Below are 24,612 nucleotides of genomic sequence, written 5' to 3'. Positions count from 1 at the left end.
TACACTGCTCTGAAATCCCGGAGAGCCAGCTACTTATAAAGTGGTAAGGATTTCGTATCCTGCTTCTGTAAGAGCAATCGTGTGCTCAAAATGGGCACACCATTTACCATCTACCGTTACCACTGTCCAGTCATCAGATAGTGTTTTTACATATCGTCTTCCTTGATTCACCATCGGCTCAACACAGATGACCATTCCCGGCTTTAATCTAGGGCCTCTATTTGGTGGACCATAGTGCGGGATTTGAGGGTCCTCATGTAAGTCTTGCCCGATTCCGTGACCAACATACTCCCTAACGATCGAGAATCCATTCTCTTCAGCATGGGTTTGAACCGCATGTGAGATATTTGATAATCTCTCGCCTGGTTTTACTTGTTCTAGACCAAGATACAACGATTTTTCTGTGACATCAAGTAGCTTTTGAACAGATTCAGAAATGTTTCCAACTGGATACGTCCATGCAGAATCTCCATGGTACCCATTGTATTTCGCACCAATATCGATACTGATGATATCGCCCTCTTTGAGCTTGCGCTTCCCTGGAATTCCGTGTACAAGCTCTTCATTTACAGAAGCACATATGCTCCCCGGAAATCCGTTGTATCCTTTAAAAGATGGCGTAGCACCATATTTTTGAATCGTCTTTTCCGCTATTTGATCGAGCTCTTTCGTTGTAATTCCTGGAGTAATGTGCTGTTTTAACTCTTGATGAGTCAAAGCAACGATCCTGCCCGCTTCTCGCATGATTTCTATCTCGCGAGGAGTTTTGCAGATTATCATTACGCTAAGCCTCCGATGAGAACATCGATATCAGCAAATACTTTATTGATATCTTGCTCACCATTAATGCTTTGTAAGTAACCAAGCTCCTCGTAGAAATCAAGCAAAGGTTTAGTTTGCTTAATATTTACATCTAAGCGATTTGCTACAGTTTCTTCATTGTCATCAGAGCGTTGATATAACTCGCCACCACATTTATCGCACACGTCAGCTTTTGCTGGCGGATTGAATTCTAAGTGGTAAGTCGCACCGCACTCTTTACAAATGCGACGGCCTGTAAGGCGTTTTAATAACAATCCTGAATCCACATTAATGTTTAAAACATAGTCGATTTTTTTGCCAAGATCTTTCATAATCTCTTCAAGAGCTGATGCTTGTGCAACAGTTCGTGGGAAACCGTCTAATAAGAAGCCTCTTACGCAGTCTTCTTGACTTAAACGTTCACGAACGATTCCGATTGTAACTTCATCTGGAACAAGTGCACCTTTATCAATAAAGGATTTTGCTTGTAAACCCATTTCAGTTTCAGCCTTCATAGCTGCACGGAACATATCTCCTGTTGAGATGTGAGGGATGTTATACTTGGCAACAATCTGTTCGGCTTGTGTACCTTTACCAGCACCAGGAAGCCCCATTAAAATTAAGTTCATCCTTGTTCCCCCTCAGAGTACATGAGCATGTAGGGAAGACAATACTTCCCACTTACTCACTGCTTGATAAACCCTTTGTAATGGCGTTTTACCAGTTGGCTTTCTAGTTGCTTCATTGTTTCTAAAGCAACGCCGACAACGATTAACATACTCGTTCCACCGATCTGTGCAGATGGAGGAAGATTTCCCAGCTTCGTAAAGATAACTGGTAAGATTGCAATCGCTGCTAGGAAAATTGATCCTACAAAGGTCAAACGATACAAGATTTTTGTTAGATATTGTTCTGTATTCTTACCCGGACGAATACCTGGAACATATCCACCTTGTTTGTTTAGATTCTCTGACATTTGCTCTGGATTAACCTGAACAAACGCATAGAAATATGTGAAGGCTACAATGAGCGCAACATATATGATCATTCCCACTGGGTGAGAATAGTTAAAGTTTGCAATAATCCACTGCGATACATCATGTTTCGGGAAGAACTGCGCAATAGTCGGAGGAGTAATTAAGAATGAAACAGCAAAAATTACTGGAATAACACCAGCACTATTTACCTTAAGCGGTAAATGTGTGTTTTGTGCTCCAGCATAACCACCATTTCCTCCTGTTACACGCTTCGCATATTGAATTGGGATCTTTCTAACAGCCTGTTGAATGAAAATAACACCCACAATAACTGCTAACACAGCTAGTAAAATCAATGCAACTTTAACGATACTCATGAACAATTGATCTCCGATATTTTGAAACTGTTGCTGATACACTTGAGATATAACACTTGGGATCGCTGCGGCAATACCACCAAAGATTAGGATGGAAATACCATTACCTACACCTTTAGCTGTAATCTGTTCACCTAACCACATTAAAAATGCAGTACCAGCAGTCAGTACCGTAGCAATGTATAAATAAGTGCTCCAACCAGGATTCAAAATTAATTGTCCACCTACCATACCGTTAAAACCGATTGACATACCAAACCCCTGAATAAACGCAAGAACAATTGTAAAATAACGCGTGAATTGCGTTAATTTACGACGGCCCATTTCACCTTGCTTCGCCCATTCCGAAAATTTAGGAACAACATCCATCTGCAATAATTGCACGATGATGGATGCTGTAATATACGGCATGATTCCCATCGCAAAGATGGAGAAGTTTTTCAAGGCTCCACCGCCAAATGTATTTAGAATACCTAAAGCATTTAATTGATCTTGTGCCTTCAGTACGTCTCCATTTGTAAATGGCACGGGGATAAACGTGCCAATCCTGAATACGATTAACATCGCTAAAGTGAATAATATTTTACGTCTTATCTCAGCAACGCGCATAAAGTTGGAGATTGTACGAAACATTAGATCACCTCAACTGATCCGCCAGCTGCTTCAATTGCTTCTTTAGCACTTGAAGAGAACTTGTGCGCTTTAACAGTTAGTTTTTTCTCTACTGCGCCGCTTGCAAGAATTTTAACACCGTCGTTTAATTTGCTGATAACGCCAGTTTCCAGCAATAATTCAGGTGTTACTTCTGTACCATCTTCAAAACGATTTAACGTTGATAAGTTTACAATAGCAAACTCTTTACGGTTAATGTTTGTGAAGCCGCGTTTTGGTAAACGACGGAATAATGGAGTTTGACCACCTTCGAAGCCAAGACGAACACCGCCGCCAGAACGTGCGTTTTGTCCTTTATGACCTTTACCAGCAGTTTTACCGTTACCAGAACCGATACCACGACCGACACGGTTACGTACTTTACGAGAACCTTCTGCAGGTTTTAATTCATGAAGTTTCATTCCCAGGCACCTCCTTATATTAATGAGTTATCCTTAAGCTTCTTTTACAGTTACAAGGTGAGAAACTTTGTTGATCATACCAAGAATAGCAGGAGTTTCTTCCTTAACTACAGTTGAATTCAACTTTTTAAGACCTAAAGCTTCTACCGTCGCACGTTGATCTTGTGGACGACCAATTACACTACGAGTGAGGGTAATTTCTAACTTTTTCGCCATTTGTTTTCCCTCCTTAACCTAGTAGCTCTTCTACAGATTTACCGCGTAATTTTGCAACATCTTCAGCGCGCTTAAGTTCGCTTAATCCGTTCACAGTAGCGCGAATCATGTTGATTGGTGTGTTAGAACCAAGAGATTTCGAAAGAATATCTTGTACACCTGCTAATTCAAGGACCGCACGAACAGGTCCACCAGCAATAACACCAGTACCCTCAGCAGCAGGCTTTAAGAATACTTCACCAGCTCCAAAATGACCGTTGATTGTGTGTGGAATTGTTGTACCAACTAATGGTACAGCGATTAAGTTTTTCTTAGCGTCTTCGATAGCTTTGCGGATTGCGTCTGGTACCTCTTGTGCTTTACCAGTACCGAATCCAACATGACCGTTTTTATCGCCAACTACAACTAGTGCAGCAAAGCGGAAACGACGACCACCCTTAACAACTTTCGCGACACGATTTATCGTAACTACACGTTCTTCAAGTTCTAATTTACTTGGGTCAATGCGATGCATCAATTTTCCCTCCTTTGACCATTAAAATTGTAATCCAGCCTCACGAGCAGCTTCAGCTAGAGCTTTAACACGGCCATGGTATAAGTAACCACCGCGATCAAATACTACTTCTTTAACGCCTTTCTCTACAGCACGCTTAGCAACTGATTCTCCAACTTTCGTAGCAGCTTCAATATTGCTAGTACCGTTAAGAGCAAGGTCTTTATCAAGAGTAGATGCACTTACTAACGTTACACCATTTACATCATCAATAACTTGAGCGTAAATATGTTGGTTAGAACGGAACACGTTTAAACGTGGACGTTCTGCAGTACCAGTAAGTTTAGCACGTACACGCGCATGTCTTTTCTTACGAGTCGCATTTTTATCAGCTTTAGTGATCATTCTTGTCACTCCTTTCTCTCACCTAACGGGTTTACTTAGCAGTTTTACCTTCTTTACGACGAACAACTTCGCCTTCGTAACGAATACCTTTACCTTTGTAAGGCTCAGGAGCACGTACAGCGCGGATGTTAGCAGCGAATTCGCCAACACGTTGCTTGTCGATACCTTTGATTACGATCTTAGTTTGTGCAGGTACTTCAACTTCAAGACCTGCTTCCGGAGTCATTTCTACTGGATGAGAATAACCTACGCTTAATACAAGTTTATCACCTTGTTTTTGAGCACGGTAACCAACACCGACTAATTCAAGTCCGCGTGCGAAACCTTCAGTTACACCTTCAACCATGTTTCCGATTAAAGCACGAGTTGTACCGTGTAATGCACGGTGTTCCTTCTGTTCAGATGGACGCTCAACTGTTAATGTATTCTCTTCAATTTTGATAAGCATATCAGCATTGAAAGTACGAGTTAATTCACCTTTAGGGCCTTTTACTGTTACAGTATTGTCTTCTGCAACTGTAATAGTAACACCTGCAGGGATTTCAAGAATCTTTTTACCAATACGAGACATGTGGTCACACCTCCGTTCGTTTTAAATATATATTACCAAACGTATGCTACTACTTCTCCACCAGTTTGTAATTGACGAGCGTCTTTGTCTGTCATTACTCCCTTAGATGTAGAAACAAGAGCGATACCTAATCCGTTAAGTACACGTGGTACTTCGTCAGCTTTAGCGTAAACGCGTAAGCCAGGTTTACTGATACGTTTTAATCCAGTGATTACACGTTCGTTGTTTGCACCATATTTCAGGAAAATACGAAGGATACCTTGTTTGTTATCCTCGATGTATTCTACATCACGAATGAAACCTTCACGTTTTAAAAGTTCAGCGATCTCTTTTTTGATTTTAGAAGCAGGAACCTCTAATTTCTCATGACGTACCATGTTCGCATTACGGATGCGAGTAAGCATGTCTGCAATTGGATCTGTCATCACCATGTGTTTTACCTCCTTCCCATTTGTGGGTTTTACCAACTAGCTTTTTTAACACCAGGAATTTGACCTTTATATGCAAGTTCACGGAAACAAATACGGCAAAGTTTAAATTTGCGGTATACAGAATGCGGACGACCGCAGCGTTCGCAACGTGTATACTCTTGTACTTTAAACTTAGGAGTACGCTTTTGTTTCGCAATCATAGATTTTTTAGCCACGTTTTCGCCTCCTCTACTTAGCGTTGGCTTCCATTATTTTTGGAATGGCATACCGAATTGTGTTAAAAGTTCACGAGCTTCTTCATCAGTGTTCGCTGTAGTAACGATTACGATGTCCATACCGCGGACTTTGCTTACTTTATCATAATCAATCTCAGGGAAAATAAGTTGCTCTTTAACACCTAATGTATAGTTTCCACGACCATCGAATGATTTCTTAGAAACACCACGGAAATCACGTACACGTGGTAAAGAAACTGATACTAATTTATCGAAGAACTCATACATTTGCTCGCCGCGTAAAGTTACTTTCGCACCGATTGGCATACCTTCACGAAGACGGAAACCAGCGATTGATTTTTTAGCACGAGTTACAACAGGTTTTTGACCTGCGATTTGTGTTAATTCTTCTACTGCGTTGTCTAAAGCTTTTGAATTAGATACCGCGTCACCAACACCAGTGTTGATTACGATCTTTTCGATTTTTGGTACCTGCATTACAGATTTATAGTTAAACTTGCTCATTAGAGCAGGAGTAATTTCCTTTTGGAACTTCTCTTTAAGGCGATTCAATGAAGTGACCTCCTTTCTTAAGAAAATTATTTATCTAATAATTCACCAGATTTTTTTGCAATACGAACTTTTTTACCATCTTCTACCTTGAAGCCTACGCGAGTAGGTTCACCTGTTTTCGGATCTAAAATCATAACGTTAGAAACGTGAATAGGTGCCTCTTTAGTAATAATTCCACCTTGTGGATTTAATTGAGATGGCTTAGAGTGCTTCTTAACGATGTTAACACCCTCAACGATAACACGGTTTTGCTTTGGGAAAGCCACAAGGATAACGCCTTGTTTTCCTTTGTCTTTACCAGTGATTACCTGTACTTTATCACCTTTTTTTACATGCATCTTAATTCTGCACCTCCTTAGCAAGGCAATACCTTAAATTATAGAACTTCTGGAGCTAAAGAAACGATCTTCATGAAGTTGCTATCACGTAATTCACGAGCTACTGGTCCGAAGATACGAGTACCACGTGGGCTCTTATCGTCTTTAATGATAACCGCTGCGTTTTCATCAAATTTGATGTAAGAACCATCCGGACGACGAGCACCGCTCTTCGTACGTACTACTACTGCTTTAACAACGTCACCTTTTTTAACAACGCCACCTGGTGTTGCTTGTTTTACCGTAGCAACGATAATGTCACCAATGTTAGCATATTTACGACCAGAGCCGCCTAATACTTTAATTGTTAAAAGTTCACGTGCACCAGAGTTGTCAGCAACTTTCAAACGAGATTCTTGTTGGATCATGTTATGAAACCTCCCTTCGGACTAAAAATTCCGATTCGTCTATTTAGATAATAACCGCTTCTTCAACGATTTCAACTAAACGGAAACGCTTAGTAGCAGAAAGCGGGCGAGTTTCCATGATTTTTACGATATCGCCAAGTTTCGCTTGGTTTTGCTCATCATGGGCTTTGTACTTCTTAGAATACTTAACACGTTTTCCGTACAAGGAATGAGTTTTGTAAGTTTCAACTAAAACTGTAATCGTTTTGTCCATTTTGTCAGACACTACACGACCAGTATAAACTTTGCGTTGGTTACGTTCGCTCACTATGCAAACCTCCCCTCAATTTATCGATTAATTCCGATCTCTCTTTCACGAACTACAGTTTTCATACGAGCAATTGCCTTACGCACTTCACGAATGCGAGTTGGATTCTCTAATTGTCCTGTAGCAAGTTGGAAGCGAAGATTAAACAACTCTTCCTTTAAAGCTTTAACTTTTGTTTCGATTTCGGCAGTGGTTAATTCACGAATATCATTAGTTTTCATTAGATTCACCACCATTTTCTTCACGTTTTACGAATTTACATTTCACAGGTAACTTGTGAGCTGCAAGACGTAATGCTTCGCGTGCTACCTCTTCAGATACACCCGCGATTTCGAACATAATTTTCCCAGGTTTTACTACTGCTACCCAGCCTTCTGGTGCCCCTTTACCGGAACCCATACGTACTTCTAGAGGTTTTGCAGTGTAAGGTTTAGAAGGGAAAATTTTAATCCATACTTTACCGCCACGTTTCATGTAACGAGTCATTGCACGACGAGCAGCTTCGATTTGACGGTTTGTAATCCATGAAGCAGCTTGTGCTTGTAAACCGAATTCACCGAAAGCTACTTCAGTTCCACCTTTAGCACGACCACGCATTTTACCACGATGCTCTCTACGATATTTTACGCGTTTTGGCATTAACATATTATTTTCCTCCTTCCTCAGAAGCTTTCTTTTTTGTAGGAAGGACTTCTCCACGGTAGATCCATACTTTTACGCCTAATTTACCGTATGTTGTATCAGCTTCAACTGCTGCATAGTCAATATCAGCGCGAAGTGTATGAAGTGGAACAGTTCCTTCACTGTAAGATTCTGCACGAGCGATATCAGCTCCGCCAAGACGACCAGAAACCTGTGTTTTAATACCTTTAGCACCTGCACGCATAGCACGTTGAATAACTTGCTTTTGTGCACGACGGAATGATACACGGTTTTCTAATTGACGAGCGATGTTTTCGCCTACTAATTTAGCGTTAAGATCAGCTCTCTTAACTTCTAAAATGTTGATGTGTACACGCTTGCCTGTTAATTGGTTAAGAGCTTTACGAAGTGCTTCAACTTCAGTACCACCTTTACCAATTACCATACCAGGTTTTGCAGTGTGAATTGTAACATTTACACGATTTGCTGCACGTTCGATTTCTACTTTAGCAACAGCAGAATCTTTTAAGCGTACATTAATGTACTCACGGATTTTGATGTCTTCATGTAATAATGTAGCGTAATCTTTCTCAGCGAACCAACGAGATTCCCAGTCACGGATAACGCCGACACGAAGACCAATTGGATTAACCTTTTGACCCATCGATTATCCCTCCTTCTTTTCTGATACCACAACTGTGATGTGGCTTGTGCGTTTGTTAATTTGGCTTGCACGACCCATTGCACGTGGACGGAAACGTTTTAACGTTGGACCTTCGTCAACGAAAACTTTCTCAACAACTAGGTTGTTAATGTCCATTTCATAATTGTGCTCTGCATTTGCGATTGCAGATTTTAAAACTTTTTCTACAACTGGAGAAGCAGTTTTTGGTGTGTGGTTAAGGATAGCAATCGCTTCACCCACTTGCTTACCTCGGATTAAGTCTACAACTAAACGAACTTTACGAGGAGCAATACGAACTGTTCTCGCTACTGCTTTAGCTTGCATTGAAGTGCCTCCTCTCATTATCTTCTAGTTTTCTTATCGTCAGCATCATGACCTTTATACGTACGAGTTGGTGCGAATTCACCTAACTTGTGGCCTACCATGTCTTCAGTAACATATACAGGTACATGTTTACGACCGTCATATACAGCGATTGTGTGACCGATGAACTGAGGGAAGATCGTTGAACGACGAGACCAAGTTTTAACAACTTGCTTTTGCTCAGTTTCATTTAGCTTTGCAATTTTACTCATTAAATGATCATCGACAAATGGTCCTTTTTTCAAGCTACGAGCCATTTTGGTGCCTCCCTTCGTGATTGCCGTACGGTTCTCAAAGTGAACCGTACTACAATCCCATTATTTTTTACGACGACGAACGATGAATTTGTCAGACGCTTTGTTTTTCTTACGAGTTTTGAATCCAAGAGTTGGTTTACCCCATGGAGACATTGGAGACTTACGTCCGATTGGTGAACGTCCTTCACCACCACCGTGTGGGTGATCAACTGGGTTCATTACAGAACCACGAACAGTTGGGCGCTTACCTAACCAGCGAGAGCGACCAGCTTTACCGATCTTGATAAGTTCGTGTGACTCGTTACCAACTTGACCTACAGTTGCACGGCAAGCAGATAATACAAGACGCACTTCACCAGAAGTTAAACGTACAAGAACGTATTTACCTTCTTTACCAAGTACTTGTGCAGATGTACCAGCAGAACGAACTAATTGTCCACCACGACCTGGTTTAAGCTCGATGTTATGAACAACAGTACCTACTGGAATGTTGATTAATGGTAATGCGTTACCGATTTTAATGTCAGCTTCAGCGCCAGACATAATTTCCATACCTACTTCTAAGTTCTTAGGAGCAAGAATGTAACGTTTTTCACCGTCAACGTAGTTAATTAATGCGATATTCGCAGAGCGGTTTGGATCGTATTCGATCGTAGCAACGCGTCCTGGAATTCCATCTTTGTTACGTTTGAAGTCGATGATACGGTATTGACGCTTATGTCCGCCACCTTGATGACGTACAGTGATTTTACCTTGGTTATTACGACCAGCCTTTTTGCTTAAAGGAGCAAGTAAAGACTTTTCGGGTCTGTCAGTTGTGATTTCAGCGAAATCATTCGTAGTCATGTTACGACGACCGTTAGTAGTTGGATTATACTTTTTAATTCCCATCTCAATTTCCCTCCTTCTTTAGTAAGAATTAAACGCCTTGGAAGATTTCGATTTCTTTGCTGTCAGCAGTTAGCTTAACGATTGCTTTACGACGACGGCTAGTAAAACCAGCGTGACGACCAACGCGTTTTGCTTTCGGCTTGTAGTTCATGATGTTCACTTTTTCTACTTTAACACCAAAGATCGCTTCTAGAGCATCTTTAACTTCTGTTTTATTAGATTTAACGTCCACATCGAACGTGTATTTTTTTTCAGCCATCATTTCCATAGAACGTTCAGTGATAACTGGGCGCTTAATGATATCACGAGGATCTCTCATTATGCAAGCACCTCCTCTACTTTTTCCACTGCCGCTTTTGTCATGATTAGCTTATCATGATGAAGCACGTCTAAAACGTTTACGCCATCAGCAGTGATTACTGTTACTCCAGGGATATTGCGAGCAGATAACTCTACAGATTCGTTTGCATCAGCAGTTACGATAAGAGCTTTCTTCTCAACAGTTAATCCTTTAAGTACTGCTAGCATATCTTTTGTTTTTGGTGCATTTAACACTAGGTCTTCAAGAACTACAATGTTGTTCTCAACTACTTTAGTAGCTAATGCAGATTTGATTGCTAAACGACGAACTTTCTTAGGAAGTTTGTACGCATAGCTTCTTGGTGTAGGTCCGAATACCGTACCACCACCACGCCATTGAGGAGAGCGGATAGACCCTTGACGAGCACGTCCAGTTCCTTTTTGACGCCATGGTTTACGACCACCACCGCGAACTTCAGAGCGAGTTTTTACTTTGTGTGTACCTTGACGTAAAGATGCACGTTGCATCATTACAGCTTCGAAAAGTACAGCTTCATTTGGTTCGATACCGAAAATAGCTTCAGCTAATTCGATTTCACCAACCTGTGAACCAGTTTGGTTATATACAGTAACTTTTGGCATTGGAATTCCTCCTTCCTATTGTGAATTATTTGCTAACCTTCACAGCGCCTTGAACAACTACAAGAGATTTCTTAGCACCTGGAACGTTACCTTTTACTAGTAATAAGTTGCGCTCAGTGTCAACTTGAACGATTTCTAAGTTTTGGATAGTAACTTGGTCTCCACCCATACGTCCAGCAAGTTTTTTGCCTTTGAATACACGGTTCGGAGCAACTGGGCCCATTGAACCTGGACGACGGTGATAGCGAGAACCATGAGACATAGGTCCGCGAGATTGTCCGTGGCGTTTGATAACACCTTGGAAACCTTTACCTTTAGAAATTCCTGTTACATCAACGATTTCACCTGTAGCGAATACGTCAACTTTTACCTCTTGACCAACCTCTAATCCGTCCACGTCTGCATCGCGGATTTCGCGAATGAAGCGCTTAGGAGTTGTAGATGCTTTAGCAGTGTGGCCTTGTTCAGGTTTGTTAGTTAACTTTTCACGCTTATCTTCAAATCCTAACTGAATTGCGTTGTAGCCATCAGTTTCAGTTGTTTTCTTTTGAAGAACAACGTTTGGATTAGCAGCGATAACTGTTACTGGGATTAACTCACCGTTCTCAGCAAATACTTGAGTCATACCGATCTTTCTTCCTAAGATTCCTTTGGTCATGAGTTACACCTCCTACATTTTTAAGTTATATAAATTATAGTTTGATTTCGATATCTACACCAGATGGTAAGTCTAAACGCATTAATGAATCTACTGTTTGTGGAGTAGGACTCACGATGTCGATTAGACGTTTGTGCGTGCGCATTTCGAATTGCTCACGAGAATCTTTGTACTTATGAACAGCACGAAGAATTGTGTAAACAGTTTTTTCAGTTGGTAATGGGATCGGACCAGAAACTGTTGCCCCAGAACGCTTAGCTGTTTCTACAATTTTCTCAGCTGACTGATCAAGAATACGGTGATCGTAAGCTTTTAAACGGATACGAATTTTTTCTTTTGCCATTATTTTCCCTCCTTCGTTCGCCTATTTCTAAAATAGACCTTCTCCATGGAAATTTCCTCACACCATGCCATGGCAAAGCGGCCGGGTGTGTCAGCAACCTTCCACTTCATCGCAGTCAAAGACCAACATTGTCTATTATACAATGTTATTCGTCTAGATGCAAGCATCTTTTTGTTTGCATCTGCTTTTCTCTACTTTTGCTATTATACATGGCACTTTAAAGAATTTCAAGTTTTCATCTAGCAGAATTCATTTTACAGTTTCTGGATTTCAGTTTTAATGATTTCACATTATTATAGAAGAAACTCGTCAAAACATGAAACAATCATTTTGTTCATTATATAAATGCAAACAAAAACCCCAAGGGAAAATCCCTCGGGGTTTTTTATATCAGTTAAGATTACTCAACGATAGTAGCAACTACGCCGTAACCTACTGTACGTCCACCTTCACGAATAGAGAATTTAGTTCCCTCTTCGATAGCGATTGGAGCGATAAGTTCGATAGTCATTTCTACGTTGTCACCAGGCATTACCATTTCAGTACCTTCTGGTAATTGGATGATACCAGTTACGTCAGTTGTACGGAAGTAGAACTGTGGACGGTAGTTAGCGAAGAATGGAGTGTGACGTCCACCTTCTTCTTTAGATAATACGAAAACTTCAGCTTTGAATTTAGCGTGAGCTTTTACAGAACCGCTTTTTGCAAGTACTTGTCCACGTTGGATGTCTTCACGAGCAACCCCACGAAGTAAAGCACCGATGTTGTCACCAGCTTGAGCTTGGTCAAGAAGTTTACGGAACATTTCTACACCAGTTACAGTTGTAGAAGCATTTTCTTCAGCAAGACCGATGATTTCTACAACGTCACCAACTTTAACGATACCGCGCTCAACACGACCAGTAGCAACTGTACCACGACCTGTGATAGAGAATACATCCTCTACAGGCATTAAGAATGGTTTGTCAGTTTCACGTTCTGGAGTTGGGATGTAAGCATCAACTTCAGCCATTAATTCAATGATTTTTGCTTCCCAATCAGCTTCTCCTTGAAGAGCTTTAAGAGCAGAACCTTTGATTACAGGAATGTCATCGCCTGGGAATCCGTATTCAGATAATAGGTCGCGAACTTCCATTTCTACTAATTCTAATAATTCTTCGTCGTCTACCATGTCGCATTTGTTTAAGAATACAACGATGTAAGGTACACCTACTTGACGAGAAAGAAGGATGTGCTCACGAGTTTGAGGCATTGGGCCATCAGCAGCAGATACTACTAAGATACCGCCGTCCATTTGAGCAGCACCAGTGATCATGTTTTTAACATAGTCAGCGTGACCTGGGCAGTCAACGTGTGCATAGTGACGAGTTTCAGTTTCGTACTCAACGTGTGCAGTTGAGATTGTGATACCGCGCTCTCTTTCTTCTGGAGCAGCATCGATTTGATCGTATCCGCGTGCTTCAGCACCACCAGCTTTTGCAAGTACTGTAGTGATCGCAGCAGTTAATGTAGTTTTACCATGGTCAACGTGGCCGATTGTACCGATGTTAACATGGGGTTTAGAACGTTCGAATTTAGCTTTAGCCATTCTAAATTCCTCCTTAGTTTATATAGGTTATTTTATATTTAGGCTAGAAAGCGAAACTTGCGTCCCACTTTCTAAGCTTACATAAGTAGTTATACGTGAAGAATCGATAAAAATCAATTATTCACCTTTATTTTTTTTGATAATTTCTTCAGAAACAGACTTTGGTACTTCTTCATAGTGATCAAACACCATAGAGAATGTTCCGCGTCCTTGAGTGTTAGAACGTAATGACGTTGCATAACCGAACATTTCAGAAAGTGGAACCATAGCGCGAACAACTTGAGCGTTACCGCGAGCTTCCATACCTTCTACACGTCCACGACGAGATGTTACGTCACCCATAATGTCACCCATGTACTCTTCAGGAATTACAACTTCAACTTTCATCATTGGCTCAAGAATTACTGGGTTACATTTAGAAACCGCAGCTTTAAGTGCCATAGATGCAGCGATTTTGAACGCCATCTCAGATGAATCGACATCATGGTAAGATCCGTCAACTAATGCAGCTTTAATGTCTACTACTGGATATCCAGCAAGTACACCATTTTTAAGTGCATCTTCAAGACCTGCGCCTACAGCTGGGATGTATTCACGTGGAACAACACCACCGACGATCTTGTTTTCGAATTCGAATCCTTTACCTTCTTCATTAGGTTCAAACTCAATCCAAACGTGACCGAATTGTCCACGTCCACCAGATTGACGAGCGAACTTACCTTCAACTTTCGCAGCAGAGCGGAAAGTCTCACGGTATGCTACCTGAGGAGCACCAACGTTTGCTTCAACTTTGAACTCACGGCGCATACGGTCAACGATGATATCAAGGTGAAGTTCACCCATACCAGCGATGATTGTTTGGCCAGTTTCTTGGTCAGTGTGAGCACGGAATGTTGGATCTTCTTCAGAAAGCTTAGATAATGCTGTACCCATTTTATCTTGGTCAGCTTTTGATTTTGGTTCGATAGCTACAGAGATAACTGGCTCTGGGAATTCCATAGACTCAAGGATAACAAGGCTCTTCTCGTCACAAAGAGTATCACCAGTAGTAGTATCTTTTAAACCTACAGCAGCAGCGATATCACCAGCGTAAACTGTTGAGATCTCTTCACGGCTGTTAGCGTGCATTTGTAGGATACGACCTACACGCTCACGCTTACCTTTAGTTGAGTTTTTCACGTATGATCCAGAGTTTAACACACCAGAGTACACACGGAAGAACGTTAACTTACCAACATAAGGGTCAGTCATGATTTTGAATGCTAGAGCTGAGAAAGGCTCTTCATCGCTAGACTTACGTTCTACTTCTTCATCTGTATCCGGAAGAGTACCTTTGATTGCAGGTACATCTAATGGAGATGGTAGGTAGTCGATAACTGCGTCTAACAGAATTTGAACACCTTTGTTTTTGAATGCAGAACCACAGATTACTGGGAAGAATTCTACAGAAGTTGTAGCCTTACGGATACCAGCTTTAAGCTCTTCTACAGTGATTTCTTCACCTTCTAGGTACTTCATCATCATTTCTTCATCAAGCTCAGCTACCGCTTCAATAAGTTTTCCACGGTATTCTTCAGCTAGTTCTTTATGCTCTTCAGGAATTTCAACACGTTGAATGTCTGTTCCTAAATCGTTACCGTACATGTAAGCACATTCTTCAACAAGGTCAATGATACCATTGAACTCATCTTCAGCACCGATTGGTAACTGAATTGGGTGTGCGTTTGCTTGTAAACGATCGTGGATTGTTCCTACAGAGTATAAGAAATCTGCACCGATTTTATCCATTTTGTTAACGAATACGATACGAGGTACGCCGTAAGTAGTAGCCTGACGCCAAACAGTTTCTGTTTGTGGTTCTACACCAGATTGTGCATCAAGTACTGCTACTGCGCCATCAAGTACGCGTAAAGAACGTTCTACTTCTACTGTGAAATCTACGTGACCTGGAGTGTCAATGATGTTTACACGGTGACCTTTCCATTGTGCTGTAGTTGCAGCAGAAGTAATTGTGATACCACGCTCTTGCTCTTGCTCCATCCAGTCCATCTGAGATGCACCTTCGTGAGTTTCACCGATTTTGTGAATACGTCCTGTGTAGTACAGAATACGCTCAGTAGCTGTTGTTTTACCAGCATCGATGTGAGCCATGATACCAATATTACGAGTGTTTTCTAAAGAGAACTCTCTTGCCATTTGGTGTCTTGCTCCTTCCATATATGGATTGGATTTTTTTATTTTAAGTAGCAAAAAAGCCACTTTATATTGTTACACATGTCAGTATGTCCAGTACCCTCATTATGTAAAACGAGCGCCCAACGAAAGGGAGAGGCATTCTCCCTCTCCACACTTCCATAAGCGACAAATAAAGCGGTTTATGCTTACATTTATTTTACGTTGAATCCTACCAACGGTAATGAGCAAATGCTTTGTTAGCTTCTGCCATTTTATGAGTGTCTTCACGTTTCTTAACAGATGCACCAGCGTTGTTAGCTGCATCTAAGATTTCGTTAGCAAGACGCTCTTCCATAGTTTTTTCACCACGAAGACGAGCGTAGTTTACTAACCAACGAAGACCTAAAGTTGTACGGCGTTCTGGACGAACCTCAACTGGAACTTGGTAGTTAGCACCACCAACACGACGAGCGCGTACTTCAAGAACAGGCATAATGTTCTTAAGAGCTTGCTCGAATACTTCCATTGGCTCTTTACCAGTACGTTCGCTTACGATATCGAACGCATTATAAAGAATTGTTTGAGATTTACCTTTTTTACCGTCAACCATCATTTTGTTGATAAGGCGTGTTACTAGCTTCGAATTGTACATTGGATCTGGTAACACGTCACGTTTTGCAACAGGTCCTTTACGAGGCATATTGAGTTCCTCCTTTCATTAAAAAGTTATTATTTCTTAGCCGCTTTAGGCTTTTTAGTACCGTATTTAGAACGGCCTTGCATACGCTTGTCAACACCAGCTGTATCAAGCGCACCACGAACGATGTGGTAACGTACCCCTGGTAAGTCTTTTACACGACCACCGCGAATTAATACTACGCTGTGCTCTTGTAAGTTGTGACCGATACCTGGGATGTATGCTGTTACCTCAATACCATTTGTTAAACGAACACGAGCATATTTACGTAACGCTGAGTTAGGTTTCTTTGGAGTCATTGTACCAACACGAGTACATACACCACGTTTTTGAGGTGCAGAGATATCAGTTGATTTTTTCTTTAAAGAGTTAAAACCTTTGTTTAACGCAGGTGATTTAGATTTCCATACTTTATCAGTACGACCATTTCTCACTAATTGGTTAATAGTAGGCATTTGATTATCCTCCCTTCGCATGTTTGTATGACCACATATCCAGGTGGTTCATTATTAGTTGAAAACAAAGTTTTTGCAAGGGAGAGCAAATGCTCTCTCCTCACAAAAACAGTTTTAACTTATTATTCCTATTGCTGAAGCTCCCACTTGAATCCCCGCAACTTTTCCAAGTTTACGAACTGATTCAACTTTGGTTATGGGTATGTTATGTTGCAATGCAGTGCGAATGATGACATGGGTTAACCGCATATCAGCATCTTCTGCAATGACAACTTCTTTAACTATACCATTTTTGATTGCTTCCAATGTACGTTTATGACCAACGACTACATTTTCAGCATTTGACACTTTTTGATAAGACATATAAATATCCTCCAAAGCATCGTTCAGGAGCAACCTTGCTTATAGTAACATTTTGACTCATACAATGTCAACTAGGATTAACTGTTTTTATACAAAATTTACGACGGAAAATTTTACTGTTCCACATAAACTTCATCGTTTTCTACATTCATGTCATCTTGTGTTGTTTTAACAAGATCCACTTTGCGATAACGATTCATACCTGTTCCAGCAGGAACAAGTTTACCGATAATAACATTTTCTTTCAATCCTAGAAGCTCATCGCGTTTACCCTTAATCGCTGCATCAGTTAAGACACGAGTTGTTTCTTGGAACGATGCTGCAGATAAGAATGAATCTGTTTCAAGTGAAGCTTTTGTAATACCAAGTAGAACTGGTCTAGCTGTTGCTGGTTGTTTACCTTGCAGTAACACCTTCGCATTCGCATCAGTAAACTGATGGATATCTAGTAATGTTCCTGGTAATACATCTGTTTCACCTGCATCACTCACACGTACTTTACGTAACATTTGGCGTACCATTACTTCTACGTGTTTGTCACCAATTTCTACCCCTTGCATACGGTATACTTTTTGAACTTCACGTAATAAGTATTCTTGAACTGCCGTAATGTCCGTTACTTTTAGTAATTCTTTCGGATCGATAGAACCTTCTGTTAACTCTTTACCGTGGCTAATTTTCTGTCCTGGAATTACTTTCAGACGAGCACCGTAAGGAATAGCATACGTACGAGCTTCAACTTCACCCTGTACAACTACTTCTTGGCGATCTTTAACATCGTTGATCGCTGCGATAACACCGTCGATTTCACTGATAACAGCCTGACCTTTCGGATTACGAGCTTCGAAGATCTCTTGGATACGAGGTAAACCTTGAGTGATATCATCTCCGGCAACCCCACCTGTATGGAACGTACGCATCGTTAACTGTGTACCTGGCTCACCGATAGATTGAGCTGCGATAATACCTACCGCTTCCCCTACTTCTACGTCTGTTCCAGTTGCTAAGTTACGACCGTAACACTTCTTACATACACCGTGGCGAGTGTTACACGTAAACGCTGAACGAATGTTTACAGTTTCAACACCCGAATTTTCAACGATATGAGCGATATCTTCAGTAATTAATTGATTTTCAGCAACTAATACTTCACCTGTTTCAGGATGTTTTACAGTTTTTCTTGCAAAACGTCCAACAAGACGATCATATAATGACTCAATAACTTCATTACCCTCTTTAATCGCACCAATTAATAAACCGCGATCTGTTCCACAATCATCTTCACGAACGATTACATCTTGTGCAACGTCAACAAGACGACGTGTTAAGTAACCAGAATCGGCAGTTTTCAGTGCTGTATCGGCAAGACCTTTACGCGCACCATGCGTAGAGATGAAGTACTCAAGTACTGTTAAACCTTCACGGAAACTTGATTTGATTGGAAGTTCGATGATACGACCAGATGGATTGGCCATCAGACCACGCATACCAGCAAGCTGAGTAAAGTTCGATGCGTTACCACGGGCACCGGAATCACTCATCATGAAGATTGGGTTGCGTTTATTCAAGGACTTCATCAGTTTTCCTTGGATAACATCTTTTGCATTACTCCAAATAGAGATAACGCGATCGTAACGTTCTTCTTCCGTGATTAAACCGCGACGGAATTGTTTAATTACATTATCTACTTTTGCTTGTGCTTCGTGGAGAATTTCATCTTTTTCACCTAATACAAGAATGTCAGATACCCCAACTGTAATACCAGCTTTTGTAGAGTACTTGAATCCTAAGTTTTTCATACGGTCAAGCATGCGAGACGTTTCTGTAATTTTGAAACGTTTAAACACTTCCGCAATGATGTTACCAAGGATTTTCTTGCTGAATGGCGCCACTTCTTCGCGACTAGCAATAATCTCTTTAATATTCGCACCTTTTTCAACGAAATATTTCGCTGGTGTTTCTTTTTCAAGGTTTGAATTTGTTGGTTCATTAATATAAGGGAACGACTCTGGTAAGATTTCGTTAAATATTAATTTACCAACTGTTGTTAATAGAAGCATACTCTTTTGCTCTTCAGTAAATGTTGCGTTGTTTACTGCACTTGCAGCTACTGCAACACGCGTATGAAGATGTACATATCCATTTTGATATGCAAGTAATGCTTCGTTCGCATCTTTGAAGACCATACCTTCACCGATTGCACCTTCACGCTCAAGTGTTAAGTAGTAGTTACCTAATACCATATCCTGAGATGGAGTAACAACTGGTTTACCGTCTTTCGGGTTCAAGATGTTTTGTGCCGCTAACATAAGAAGACGAGCTTCTGCTTGTGCTTCTGATGATAAAGGTACGTGAACGGCCATTTGGTCACCGTCAAAGTCCGCGTTGTATGCAGTACATACAAGTGGGTGAAGACGGATTGCGCGACCTTCTACTAATGTAGGTTCAAACGCCTGAATACCAAGACGGTGAAGTGTTGGTGCGCGGTTTAGAAGTACTGGATGTTCTTTAATCACAGATTCTAAAACGTCCCAAACTTCAGGTTGTACACGCTCGATTTTACGTTTCGCACTCTTAATGTTGTGTGCTAATCCTTTTTCAACTAACTCTTTCATTACGAAAGGTTTGAACAGTTCAAGCGCCATCTCTTTCGGTAATCCACATTGATACATCTTTAAGTTCGGTCCTACAACGATTACAGAACGACCAGAGTAGTCAACACGTTTACCTAATAAGTTTTGACGGAAACGTCCTTGTTTACCTTTAAGCATGTGAGATAGAGATTTTAATGGACGGTTACCTGGTCCAGTAACTGGACGGCCACGACGACCATTATCGATTAATGCGTCTACAGCTTCTTGTAACATACGTTTTTCGTTTTGAACGATAATGCTTGGTGCACCTAAGTCCAATAGACGTTTTAAACGGTTGTTACGGTTAATTACACGACGGTATAAGTCGTTTAAGTCAGAAGTAGCAAAACGTCCACCATCTAACTGTACCATTGGTCGTAGTTCTGGTGGGATTACTGGTAGAACATCTAAGATCATCCAAGATGGCTCATTTCCAGAGTTACGGAATGCTTCTAATACTTCTAGACGTTTAATAGCACGAGTACGGCGTTGTCCTTGTGCTGTTTTTAATTCTTCTTTTAAGAAGTCTACTTCTTTATCTAAATCGATGTCTTGTAATAGCTTTTTAATCGCTTCTGCACCCATAGCAGCTTGGAATGTGCTACCATATCGATCACGATATGCACGGTATTCTTTTTCAGAAAGTAATTGCTTCTTATCAAGTGGTGTATCTCCACTTTCTGTTACAACATAAGAAGCGAAATAAATTACTTCTTCAAGCGCGCGAGGGGACATGTCTAAGACAAGTCCCATGCGGCTCGGGATACCTTTGAAATACCAAATATGAGATACAGGAGCAGCTAATTCGATATGACCCATACGTTCACGACGCACTTTCGCACGCGTTACTTCAACGCCACATCGATCACAAACTACACCTTTATAACGTACACGTTTGTATTTTCCGCAATGACATTCCCAGTCCTTTTGTGGTCCGAAAATACGCTCACAGAACAAGCCATCTTTTTCAGGCTTTAACGTACGATAGTTAATTGTTTCTGGTTTCTTAACTTCACCGTATGACCAAGAACGAATCTTGTCAGGTGAAGCAAGTCCAATCTTCATATATTCAAAGTTATTTACATCTATCAAGGGGCCTACCTCCCTTTTAGTCTACAGGTTATCCCAATTATTCCTTAGTTGTCTCAACTTCGACATTCAATTTGTCTGCTGATTGATGATCATCGTCATCTTCCGTATCACGCATTTCAATTTCTGTATCGTCGCTAGACATCATTTTAACGTCCATACCTAAACTTTGCAGCTCTTTAATCAATACTTTGAATGATTCAGGAACGCCTGGTTCTGGAACATTTTCGCCTTTAACAATTGCTTCATACGTCTTAACACGTCCAACAACATCATCAGACTTCACTGTTAAGATTTCTTGAAGAGTATAAGCAGCACCGTAAGCTTCAAGTGCCCAAACCTCCATCTCACCGAAACGCTGTCCACCGAACTGAGCTTTACCTCCAAGAGGCTGCTGCGTTACAAGTGAGTATGGTCCAGTAGAACGAGCATGAAGTTTATCGTCAACCATGTGCGCAAGTTTGATCATATACATGACACCAACAGATACACGGTTATCGAATGGTTCACCAGTACGTCCGTCATACAGGATTGTTTTCGCGTCATTTGCCATACCAGCTTCTTCAATTGTGCCCCAAACATCTTCCTCACGAGCACCATCGAATACTGGTGTTGCAATGTGAATGCCAAGGTATCTTGCTGCCATACCAAGATGAAGCTCTAATACCTGACCGATATTCATACGAGATGGTACCCCTAATGGGTTTAACATGATATCGATTGGCGTACCGTCTGGTAAGTAAGGCATATCTTCTTCTGGTAAAATACGAGAGATAACACCTTTGTTACCGTGACGTCCGGCCATCTTGTCACCTTCAGAGATTTTACGTTTTTGAACGATATATGCACGCACAAGTTGATTCACGCCTGGTGGCAATTCGTCGCCATCTTCACGGTTGAATACTTTTACGTCTAAGATAATACCGCCACCACCGTGTGGTACACGTAGTGATGTATCACGTACTTCACGCGCTTTTTCTCCAAAGATAGCATGTAATAGACGTTCTTCAGCTGTTAATTCTGTTACACCTTTAGGTGTTACTTTACCAACAAGTAAATCTCCATCTTTTACTTCCGCACCAACGCGAATGATACCGCGCTCGTCAAGGTTACGTAATGCATCTTCCCCAACGTTTGGAATATCACGTGTGATTTCTTCTGGTCCAAGCTTCGTATCACGAGCTTCTGACTCATATTCTTCAATATGAATAGAAGTATACACATCATCTTTTACAAGGCGCTCACTCATAATGATCGCATCCTCGTAGTTATAACCGTCCCAAGTCATGAAGCCAACAAGCACGTTACGTCCAAGTGCTAGTTCACCTAATTCCATAGAAGGACCATCCGCAAGGATTTCACCTTTTACAACTTCATTTCCAACACTTACGATTGGACGTTGGTTGTAGCAAGTTCCTTGGTTAGAACGAATGAATTTTTGCATTTTGTAGCGATCTAAGTCGCCTTTTACTGTTTGACCGTCAACTTCTACATAGCGACGTACCCAAACTTCACGTGCTTCTACGCGCTCAACAATACCAGGGTGTTTACAGATTACTGCAGCACCTGAGTCTTTTGCTGATACGTACTCCATACCTGTACCTACAATCGGTGATTCCGGATTCATTAACGGAACCGCCTGACGTTGCATGTTCGCTCCCATAAGTGCGCGGTTAGAGTCATCGTTTTCTAAGAACGGAATACAAGCTGTCGCTGCCGACACTACTTGTTTTGGTGATACATCCATGTAGTCGATGCGTTCTTTATTTGTGACAATGTTTTCACCACGGAAACGAGCTACGATATCTTCATCAAGGAATTCTCCTTCTTCAGATAATTTCATATTCGCTTGGGCTACAACATAATTATCTTCTTCATCTGCTGTTAAATAATCGACATGCCCTGTTACAAGACCAGTTTCTGGGTCAACACGACGGTATGGTGTTTCAATGAAACCAAACTCATTTACTTTCGCGAATGAAGATAATGAGTTAATCAAACCGATGTTTGGTCCCTCTGGTGTTTCAATCGGACACATACGACCATAGTGAGAGTAGTGAACGTCACGTACTTCAAAGCCTGCGCGCTCACGCGTTAAACCACCAGGTCCTAATGCAGATAGTCTTCGTTTGTGAGTTAACTCTGCTAATGGGTTTGTTTGGTCCATGAACTGAGATAACTGAGAACTTCCGAAGAACTCTTTAATAGATGCAATAACAGGACGAATATTAATTAATGCCTGTGGTGTAATTGCATTTGTATCTTGGATCGACATTCTCTCACGAACAACACGTTCCATACGAGAAAGACCGATACGGAATTGATTTTGTAATAGTTCTCCAACAGAACGCAGACGACGGTTTCCTAAGTGGTCGATATCATCTGTATCCCCTACTTTGTATAGTAGGTTGAAGAAGTAACTGATAGAAGCAAGGATATCACCTGGTGTGATGTGTTTTACATCACGAGTAATATTTGCATTACCAATTACGTTAATTACGCGCTCGCCTTCTGACTCAGGAGCATAAATCTTAATAGATTGCAGCTCAACATCGCCTTCTACCACTCCACCCATTGGTTTCGCTGTTTTGAATCCAATGTTTTTCTCTAAGTAAGGTAAAATGCGATCAAGTGTACGACGATCTAAGATTGTTCCTTCTGCCGCTAAAATTTCACCAGTTTCTGGATCCACTAATGTTTCAGCTAAACGTTGATTAAACAATCTGTTTTTAATGTGTAACTTTTTGTTGATCTTGTAGCGACCTACATTTGCTAAATCGTAGCGCTTTGGATCAAAGAAACGAGACACAAGTAAGCTCTTAGCATTTTCTACTGTTGGTGGCTCACCAGGACGTAGACGCTCATAAATTTCAAGCAATGCTTTTTCTGTGCTATCTGTGTTGTCTTTTTCTAATGTGTTGCTTAAGTATTCGTTATCACCTAAAAGCTCGGTGATTTCTTGATCAGAGCCAAACCCTAATGCGCGTAACAAAACAGTTACAGGAAGTTTACGCGTACGGTCAATACGCACATATACAACATCCTTAGCATCTGTCTCATACTCTAACCAAGCTCCGCGGTTTGGAATTACAGTAGCAGTAAAACCACGTTTTCCGTTTTTATCCACTTTGCCACTATAGTATACGCTTGGAGAGCGAACTAACTGGGAAACGATAACACGTTCTGCACCGTTAATTACGAATGTTCCAGTCTCTGTCATGAGTGGGAAATCTCCCATGAACACATCTTGTTCTTTTACTTCACCAGTTTCCTTGTTGATTAGACGCACTTTTACACGAAGTGGTGCTGCATACGTCACATCACGCTCTTTGCATTCGTCTACAGAGTATTTAGGTTCACCTAAGCTGTAGTCGATAAATTCAAGCGATAGATTTCCCGTAAAGTCTTCAATCGGAGAAATGTCTTGGAACATTTCTCGCAAACCCTCATCAAGAAACCACTGATAAGAAGAGGTTTGAATTTCGATAAGATTTGGTAACTCTAATACTTCACTAATACGGGCATAACTTCTTCGTTGGCGGTGGCGTCCGTATTGAACTAGTTGACCTGTCAACTGCTTCACCCCTCAAATCATGAGTATTATAAATGCACAAAAAAATTTGTGCAAAATCACAAATAAATACAAC

The 24,612-nt window shown here is 41.1% G+C and carries 31 protein-coding genes; all 31 read right to left on the bottom strand.

Going from position 1 to position 24,612, the window contains the following annotated elements; translation table 11 throughout:
• Positions 1-33: 33 nt before the first annotated feature.
• Entirely contained in the window at positions 34-780 is a 747-nt protein-coding gene (gene map / locus NLJ82_RS00780; RefSeq protein WP_000582539.1) for a type I methionyl aminopeptidase, read from the bottom strand.
• Positions 780-1,430 carry an adenylate kinase gene (locus tag NLJ82_RS00775; protein WP_001048996.1) on the bottom strand — a complete coding sequence of 217 codons (651 nt, stop codon included), beginning with the start codon at positions 1,428-1,430 and terminating at the stop codon, positions 780-782. Before NLJ82_RS00775 ends, map begins: the two co-directional genes overlap by 1 nt.
• A 56-nt stretch (positions 1,431-1,486) precedes the next feature.
• Positions 1,487-2,788 carry a preprotein translocase subunit SecY gene (gene secY / locus NLJ82_RS00770; RefSeq protein ID WP_000490114.1) on the bottom strand — a complete coding sequence of 434 codons (1,302 nt, stop codon included), beginning with the start codon at positions 2,786-2,788 and terminating at the stop codon, positions 1,487-1,489.
• A complete protein-coding gene (rplO, locus tag NLJ82_RS00765; RefSeq protein WP_000766080.1) occupies positions 2,788-3,228 on the bottom strand; it encodes a 50S ribosomal protein L15 in 441 nt (146 codons plus the stop codon). Before rplO ends, secY begins: the two co-directional genes overlap by 1 nt.
• A gap of 33 nt (positions 3,229-3,261) precedes the next feature.
• Positions 3,262-3,444, bottom strand: coding sequence for a 50S ribosomal protein L30 (gene rpmD / locus NLJ82_RS00760; RefSeq protein ID WP_001085234.1), 183 nt, complete (start codon positions 3,442-3,444; stop codon positions 3,262-3,264).
• A gap of 13 nt (positions 3,445-3,457) precedes the next feature.
• The gene (gene rpsE / locus NLJ82_RS00755; RefSeq protein WP_000554646.1) at positions 3,458-3,958 is read right to left on the bottom strand and encodes a 30S ribosomal protein S5; all 501 of its coding nucleotides are present in this window, start codon (positions 3,956-3,958) and stop codon (positions 3,458-3,460) included.
• Positions 3,959-3,979: 21 nt separating this feature from the next.
• Positions 3,980-4,342 (bottom strand): 50S ribosomal protein L18, encoded by a 363-nt coding sequence (gene rplR, locus NLJ82_RS00750; protein WP_000628816.1) that lies wholly within the window; start codon positions 4,340-4,342, stop codon positions 3,980-3,982.
• A 31-nt stretch (positions 4,343-4,373) separates the two neighbouring features.
• Positions 4,374-4,913 (bottom strand): 50S ribosomal protein L6, encoded by a 540-nt coding sequence (gene rplF, locus NLJ82_RS00745; RefSeq protein WP_254754619.1) that lies wholly within the window; start codon positions 4,911-4,913, stop codon positions 4,374-4,376.
• 32 nt (positions 4,914-4,945) lie between these two features.
• Positions 4,946-5,344: a 30S ribosomal protein S8 gene (gene rpsH, locus NLJ82_RS00740; RefSeq protein ID WP_000245511.1), complete on the bottom strand. Its 399-nt coding sequence runs from the start codon at positions 5,342-5,344 to the stop codon at positions 4,946-4,948.
• 29 nt (positions 5,345-5,373) lie between these two features.
• Positions 5,374-5,559, bottom strand: coding sequence for a 30S ribosomal protein S14 (gene rpsN, locus NLJ82_RS00735; protein ID WP_001085700.1), 186 nt, complete (start codon positions 5,557-5,559; stop codon positions 5,374-5,376).
• A 33-nt stretch (positions 5,560-5,592) separates the two neighbouring features.
• Positions 5,593-6,132: a 50S ribosomal protein L5 gene (gene rplE, locus NLJ82_RS00730; protein ID WP_001080827.1), complete on the bottom strand. Its 540-nt coding sequence runs from the start codon at positions 6,130-6,132 to the stop codon at positions 5,593-5,595.
• Positions 6,133-6,158: 26 nt separating this feature from the next.
• Entirely contained in the window at positions 6,159-6,470 is a 312-nt protein-coding gene (rplX, locus tag NLJ82_RS00725) for a 50S ribosomal protein L24 (protein ID WP_000558200.1), read from the bottom strand.
• 38 nt (positions 6,471-6,508) lie between these two features.
• Positions 6,509-6,877, bottom strand: coding sequence for a 50S ribosomal protein L14 (gene rplN, locus NLJ82_RS00720; protein WP_000615912.1), 369 nt, complete (start codon positions 6,875-6,877; stop codon positions 6,509-6,511).
• A gap of 43 nt (positions 6,878-6,920) precedes the next feature.
• Complete coding sequence (gene rpsQ / locus NLJ82_RS00715; protein ID WP_000004106.1) at positions 6,921-7,184, bottom strand: 30S ribosomal protein S17; 264 nt, start codon at positions 7,182-7,184, stop codon at positions 6,921-6,923.
• Positions 7,185-7,204: 20 nt separating this feature from the next.
• Positions 7,205-7,405 carry a 50S ribosomal protein L29 gene (gene rpmC / locus NLJ82_RS00710; protein WP_000855718.1) on the bottom strand — a complete coding sequence of 67 codons (201 nt, stop codon included), beginning with the start codon at positions 7,403-7,405 and terminating at the stop codon, positions 7,205-7,207.
• Complete coding sequence (gene rplP / locus NLJ82_RS00705; protein ID WP_000928971.1) at positions 7,395-7,829, bottom strand: 50S ribosomal protein L16; 435 nt, start codon at positions 7,827-7,829, stop codon at positions 7,395-7,397. The genes rpmC and rplP overlap by 11 nt, the downstream gene beginning before the upstream one ends.
• A 1-nt stretch (position 7,830) precedes the next feature.
• The gene (rpsC, locus tag NLJ82_RS00700; RefSeq protein ID WP_000529956.1) at positions 7,831-8,490 is read right to left on the bottom strand and encodes a 30S ribosomal protein S3; all 660 of its coding nucleotides are present in this window, start codon (positions 8,488-8,490) and stop codon (positions 7,831-7,833) included.
• 3 nt (positions 8,491-8,493) lie between these two features.
• Positions 8,494-8,835 (bottom strand): 50S ribosomal protein L22, encoded by a 342-nt coding sequence (gene rplV / locus NLJ82_RS00695; RefSeq protein WP_001148024.1) that lies wholly within the window; start codon positions 8,833-8,835, stop codon positions 8,494-8,496.
• A 17-nt stretch (positions 8,836-8,852) separates the two neighbouring features.
• Positions 8,853-9,131, bottom strand: a complete 279-nt coding sequence (gene rpsS, locus NLJ82_RS00690) for a 30S ribosomal protein S19 (RefSeq protein ID WP_000124453.1) — start codon at positions 9,129-9,131, stop codon at positions 8,853-8,855.
• 60 nt (positions 9,132-9,191) lie between these two features.
• Complete coding sequence (gene rplB, locus NLJ82_RS00685; protein ID WP_000511580.1) at positions 9,192-10,022, bottom strand: 50S ribosomal protein L2; 831 nt, start codon at positions 10,020-10,022, stop codon at positions 9,192-9,194.
• 28 nt (positions 10,023-10,050) lie between these two features.
• Positions 10,051-10,341: a 50S ribosomal protein L23 gene (rplW, locus tag NLJ82_RS00680; protein ID WP_001205558.1), complete on the bottom strand. Its 291-nt coding sequence runs from the start codon at positions 10,339-10,341 to the stop codon at positions 10,051-10,053.
• Positions 10,341-10,964, bottom strand: coding sequence for a 50S ribosomal protein L4 (gene rplD, locus NLJ82_RS00675; RefSeq protein ID WP_001127258.1), 624 nt, complete (start codon positions 10,962-10,964; stop codon positions 10,341-10,343). Before rplD ends, rplW begins: the two co-directional genes overlap by 1 nt.
• Before the next feature lie 25 nt (positions 10,965-10,989).
• Positions 10,990-11,622, bottom strand: a complete 633-nt coding sequence (gene rplC / locus NLJ82_RS00670; protein ID WP_000160207.1) for a 50S ribosomal protein L3 — start codon at positions 11,620-11,622, stop codon at positions 10,990-10,992.
• Between the two features lie 34 nt (positions 11,623-11,656).
• Entirely contained in the window at positions 11,657-11,965 is a 309-nt protein-coding gene (gene rpsJ / locus NLJ82_RS00665; protein ID WP_001040596.1) for a 30S ribosomal protein S10, read from the bottom strand.
• Between the two features lie 400 nt (positions 11,966-12,365).
• Positions 12,366-13,553, bottom strand: a complete 1,188-nt coding sequence (gene tuf / locus NLJ82_RS00660; RefSeq protein ID WP_001029615.1) for an elongation factor Tu — start codon at positions 13,551-13,553, stop codon at positions 12,366-12,368.
• A gap of 117 nt (positions 13,554-13,670) precedes the next feature.
• Positions 13,671-15,749, bottom strand: a complete 2,079-nt coding sequence (gene fusA, locus NLJ82_RS00655) for an elongation factor G (protein ID WP_000090373.1) — start codon at positions 15,747-15,749, stop codon at positions 13,671-13,673.
• Between the two features lie 208 nt (positions 15,750-15,957).
• Positions 15,958-16,428, bottom strand: coding sequence for a 30S ribosomal protein S7 (gene rpsG, locus NLJ82_RS00650; RefSeq protein WP_001137493.1), 471 nt, complete (start codon positions 16,426-16,428; stop codon positions 15,958-15,960).
• A gap of 29 nt (positions 16,429-16,457) precedes the next feature.
• Entirely contained in the window at positions 16,458-16,880 is a 423-nt protein-coding gene (rpsL, locus tag NLJ82_RS00645) for a 30S ribosomal protein S12 (RefSeq protein ID WP_001142340.1), read from the bottom strand.
• Positions 16,881-16,994: 114 nt separating this feature from the next.
• Positions 16,995-17,243, bottom strand: coding sequence for a 50S ribosomal protein L7ae-like protein (locus NLJ82_RS00640; RefSeq protein WP_000121830.1), 249 nt, complete (start codon positions 17,241-17,243; stop codon positions 16,995-16,997).
• A 113-nt stretch (positions 17,244-17,356) separates the two neighbouring features.
• Positions 17,357-20,968, bottom strand: a complete 3,612-nt coding sequence (rpoC, locus tag NLJ82_RS00635) for a DNA-directed RNA polymerase subunit beta' (protein ID WP_000567937.1) — start codon at positions 20,966-20,968, stop codon at positions 17,357-17,359.
• Positions 20,969-21,005: 37 nt separating this feature from the next.
• Positions 21,006-24,539: a DNA-directed RNA polymerase subunit beta gene (gene rpoB, locus NLJ82_RS00630; RefSeq protein WP_000147554.1), complete on the bottom strand. Its 3,534-nt coding sequence runs from the start codon at positions 24,537-24,539 to the stop codon at positions 21,006-21,008.
• Positions 24,540-24,612: the final 73 nt, after the last annotated feature.

It is taken from the genome of Bacillus paranthracis (genome assembly GCF_024296885.1).
Lineage (GTDB): Bacteria > Bacillota > Bacilli > Bacillales > Bacillaceae_G > Bacillus_A > Bacillus_A paranthracis.
The sequence above is the reverse complement of the archived record's forward strand: the minus strand, read 5'-3'. Positions and strand labels throughout refer to the sequence as shown.

Coding starts and splice junctions, on each gene's coding strand:
- map (WP_000582539.1), bottom strand. CDS start 780: ATGATAATCTGCAAAACTCCTCGCGAGATAGAAATCATGCGAGAAGCG.
- NLJ82_RS00775 (WP_001048996.1), bottom strand. CDS start 1,430: ATGAACTTAATTTTAATGGGGCTTCCTGGTGCTGGTAAAGGTACACAA.
- secY (WP_000490114.1), bottom strand. CDS start 2,788: ATGTTTCGTACAATCTCCAACTTTATGCGCGTTGCTGAGATAAGACGT.
- rplO (WP_000766080.1), bottom strand. CDS start 3,228: ATGAAACTTCATGAATTAAAACCTGCAGAAGGTTCTCGTAAAGTACGT.
- rpmD (WP_001085234.1), bottom strand. CDS start 3,444: ATGGCGAAAAAGTTAGAAATTACCCTCACTCGTAGTGTAATTGGTCGT.
- rpsE (WP_000554646.1), bottom strand. CDS start 3,958: ATGCATCGCATTGACCCAAGTAAATTAGAACTTGAAGAACGTGTAGTT.
- rplR (WP_000628816.1), bottom strand. CDS start 4,342: ATGATCACTAAAGCTGATAAAAATGCGACTCGTAAGAAAAGACATGCG.
- rplF (WP_254754619.1), bottom strand. CDS start 4,913: ATGTCTCGTATTGGTAAAAAGATTCTTGAAATCCCTGCAGGTGTTACT.
- rpsH (WP_000245511.1), bottom strand. CDS start 5,344: ATGGTGATGACAGATCCAATTGCAGACATGCTTACTCGCATCCGTAAT.
- rplX (WP_000558200.1), bottom strand. CDS start 6,470: ATGCATGTAAAAAAAGGTGATAAAGTACAGGTAATCACTGGTAAAGAC.
- rplN (WP_000615912.1), bottom strand. CDS start 6,877: ATGATCCAACAAGAATCTCGTTTGAAAGTTGCTGACAACTCTGGTGCA.
- rpmC (WP_000855718.1), bottom strand. CDS start 7,405: ATGAAAACTAATGATATTCGTGAATTAACCACTGCCGAAATCGAAACA.
- rplP (WP_000928971.1), bottom strand. CDS start 7,829: ATGTTAATGCCAAAACGCGTAAAATATCGTAGAGAGCATCGTGGTAAA.
- rpsC (WP_000529956.1), bottom strand. CDS start 8,490: ATGGGTCAAAAGGTTAATCCAATTGGTCTTCGTGTCGGCGTTATCCGT.
- rplV (WP_001148024.1), bottom strand. CDS start 8,835: ATGCAAGCTAAAGCAGTAGCGAGAACAGTTCGTATTGCTCCTCGTAAA.
- rpsS (WP_000124453.1), bottom strand. CDS start 9,131: ATGGCTCGTAGCTTGAAAAAAGGACCATTTGTCGATGATCATTTAATG.
- rplB (WP_000511580.1), bottom strand. CDS start 10,022: ATGGGAATTAAAAAGTATAATCCAACTACTAACGGTCGTCGTAACATG.
- rplW (WP_001205558.1), bottom strand. CDS start 10,341: ATGAGAGATCCTCGTGATATCATTAAGCGCCCAGTTATCACTGAACGT.
- rplD (WP_001127258.1), bottom strand. CDS start 10,964: ATGCCAAAAGTTACTGTATATAACCAAACTGGTTCACAGGTTGGTGAA.
- rplC (WP_000160207.1), bottom strand. CDS start 11,622: ATGACCAAAGGAATCTTAGGAAGAAAGATCGGTATGACTCAAGTATTT.
- rpsJ (WP_001040596.1), bottom strand. CDS start 11,965: ATGGCAAAAGAAAAAATTCGTATCCGTTTAAAAGCTTACGATCACCGT.
- tuf (WP_001029615.1), bottom strand. CDS start 13,553: ATGGCTAAAGCTAAATTCGAACGTTCTAAACCCCATGTTAACATCGGT.
- fusA (WP_000090373.1), bottom strand. CDS start 15,749: ATGGCAAGAGAGTTCTCTTTAGAAAACACTCGTAATATTGGTATCATG.
- rpsG (WP_001137493.1), bottom strand. CDS start 16,428: ATGCCTCGTAAAGGACCTGTTGCAAAACGTGACGTGTTACCAGATCCA.
- rpsL (WP_001142340.1), bottom strand. CDS start 16,880: ATGCCTACTATTAACCAATTAGTGAGAAATGGTCGTACTGATAAAGTA.
- NLJ82_RS00640 (WP_000121830.1), bottom strand. CDS start 17,243: ATGTCTTATCAAAAAGTGTCAAATGCTGAAAATGTAGTCGTTGGTCAT.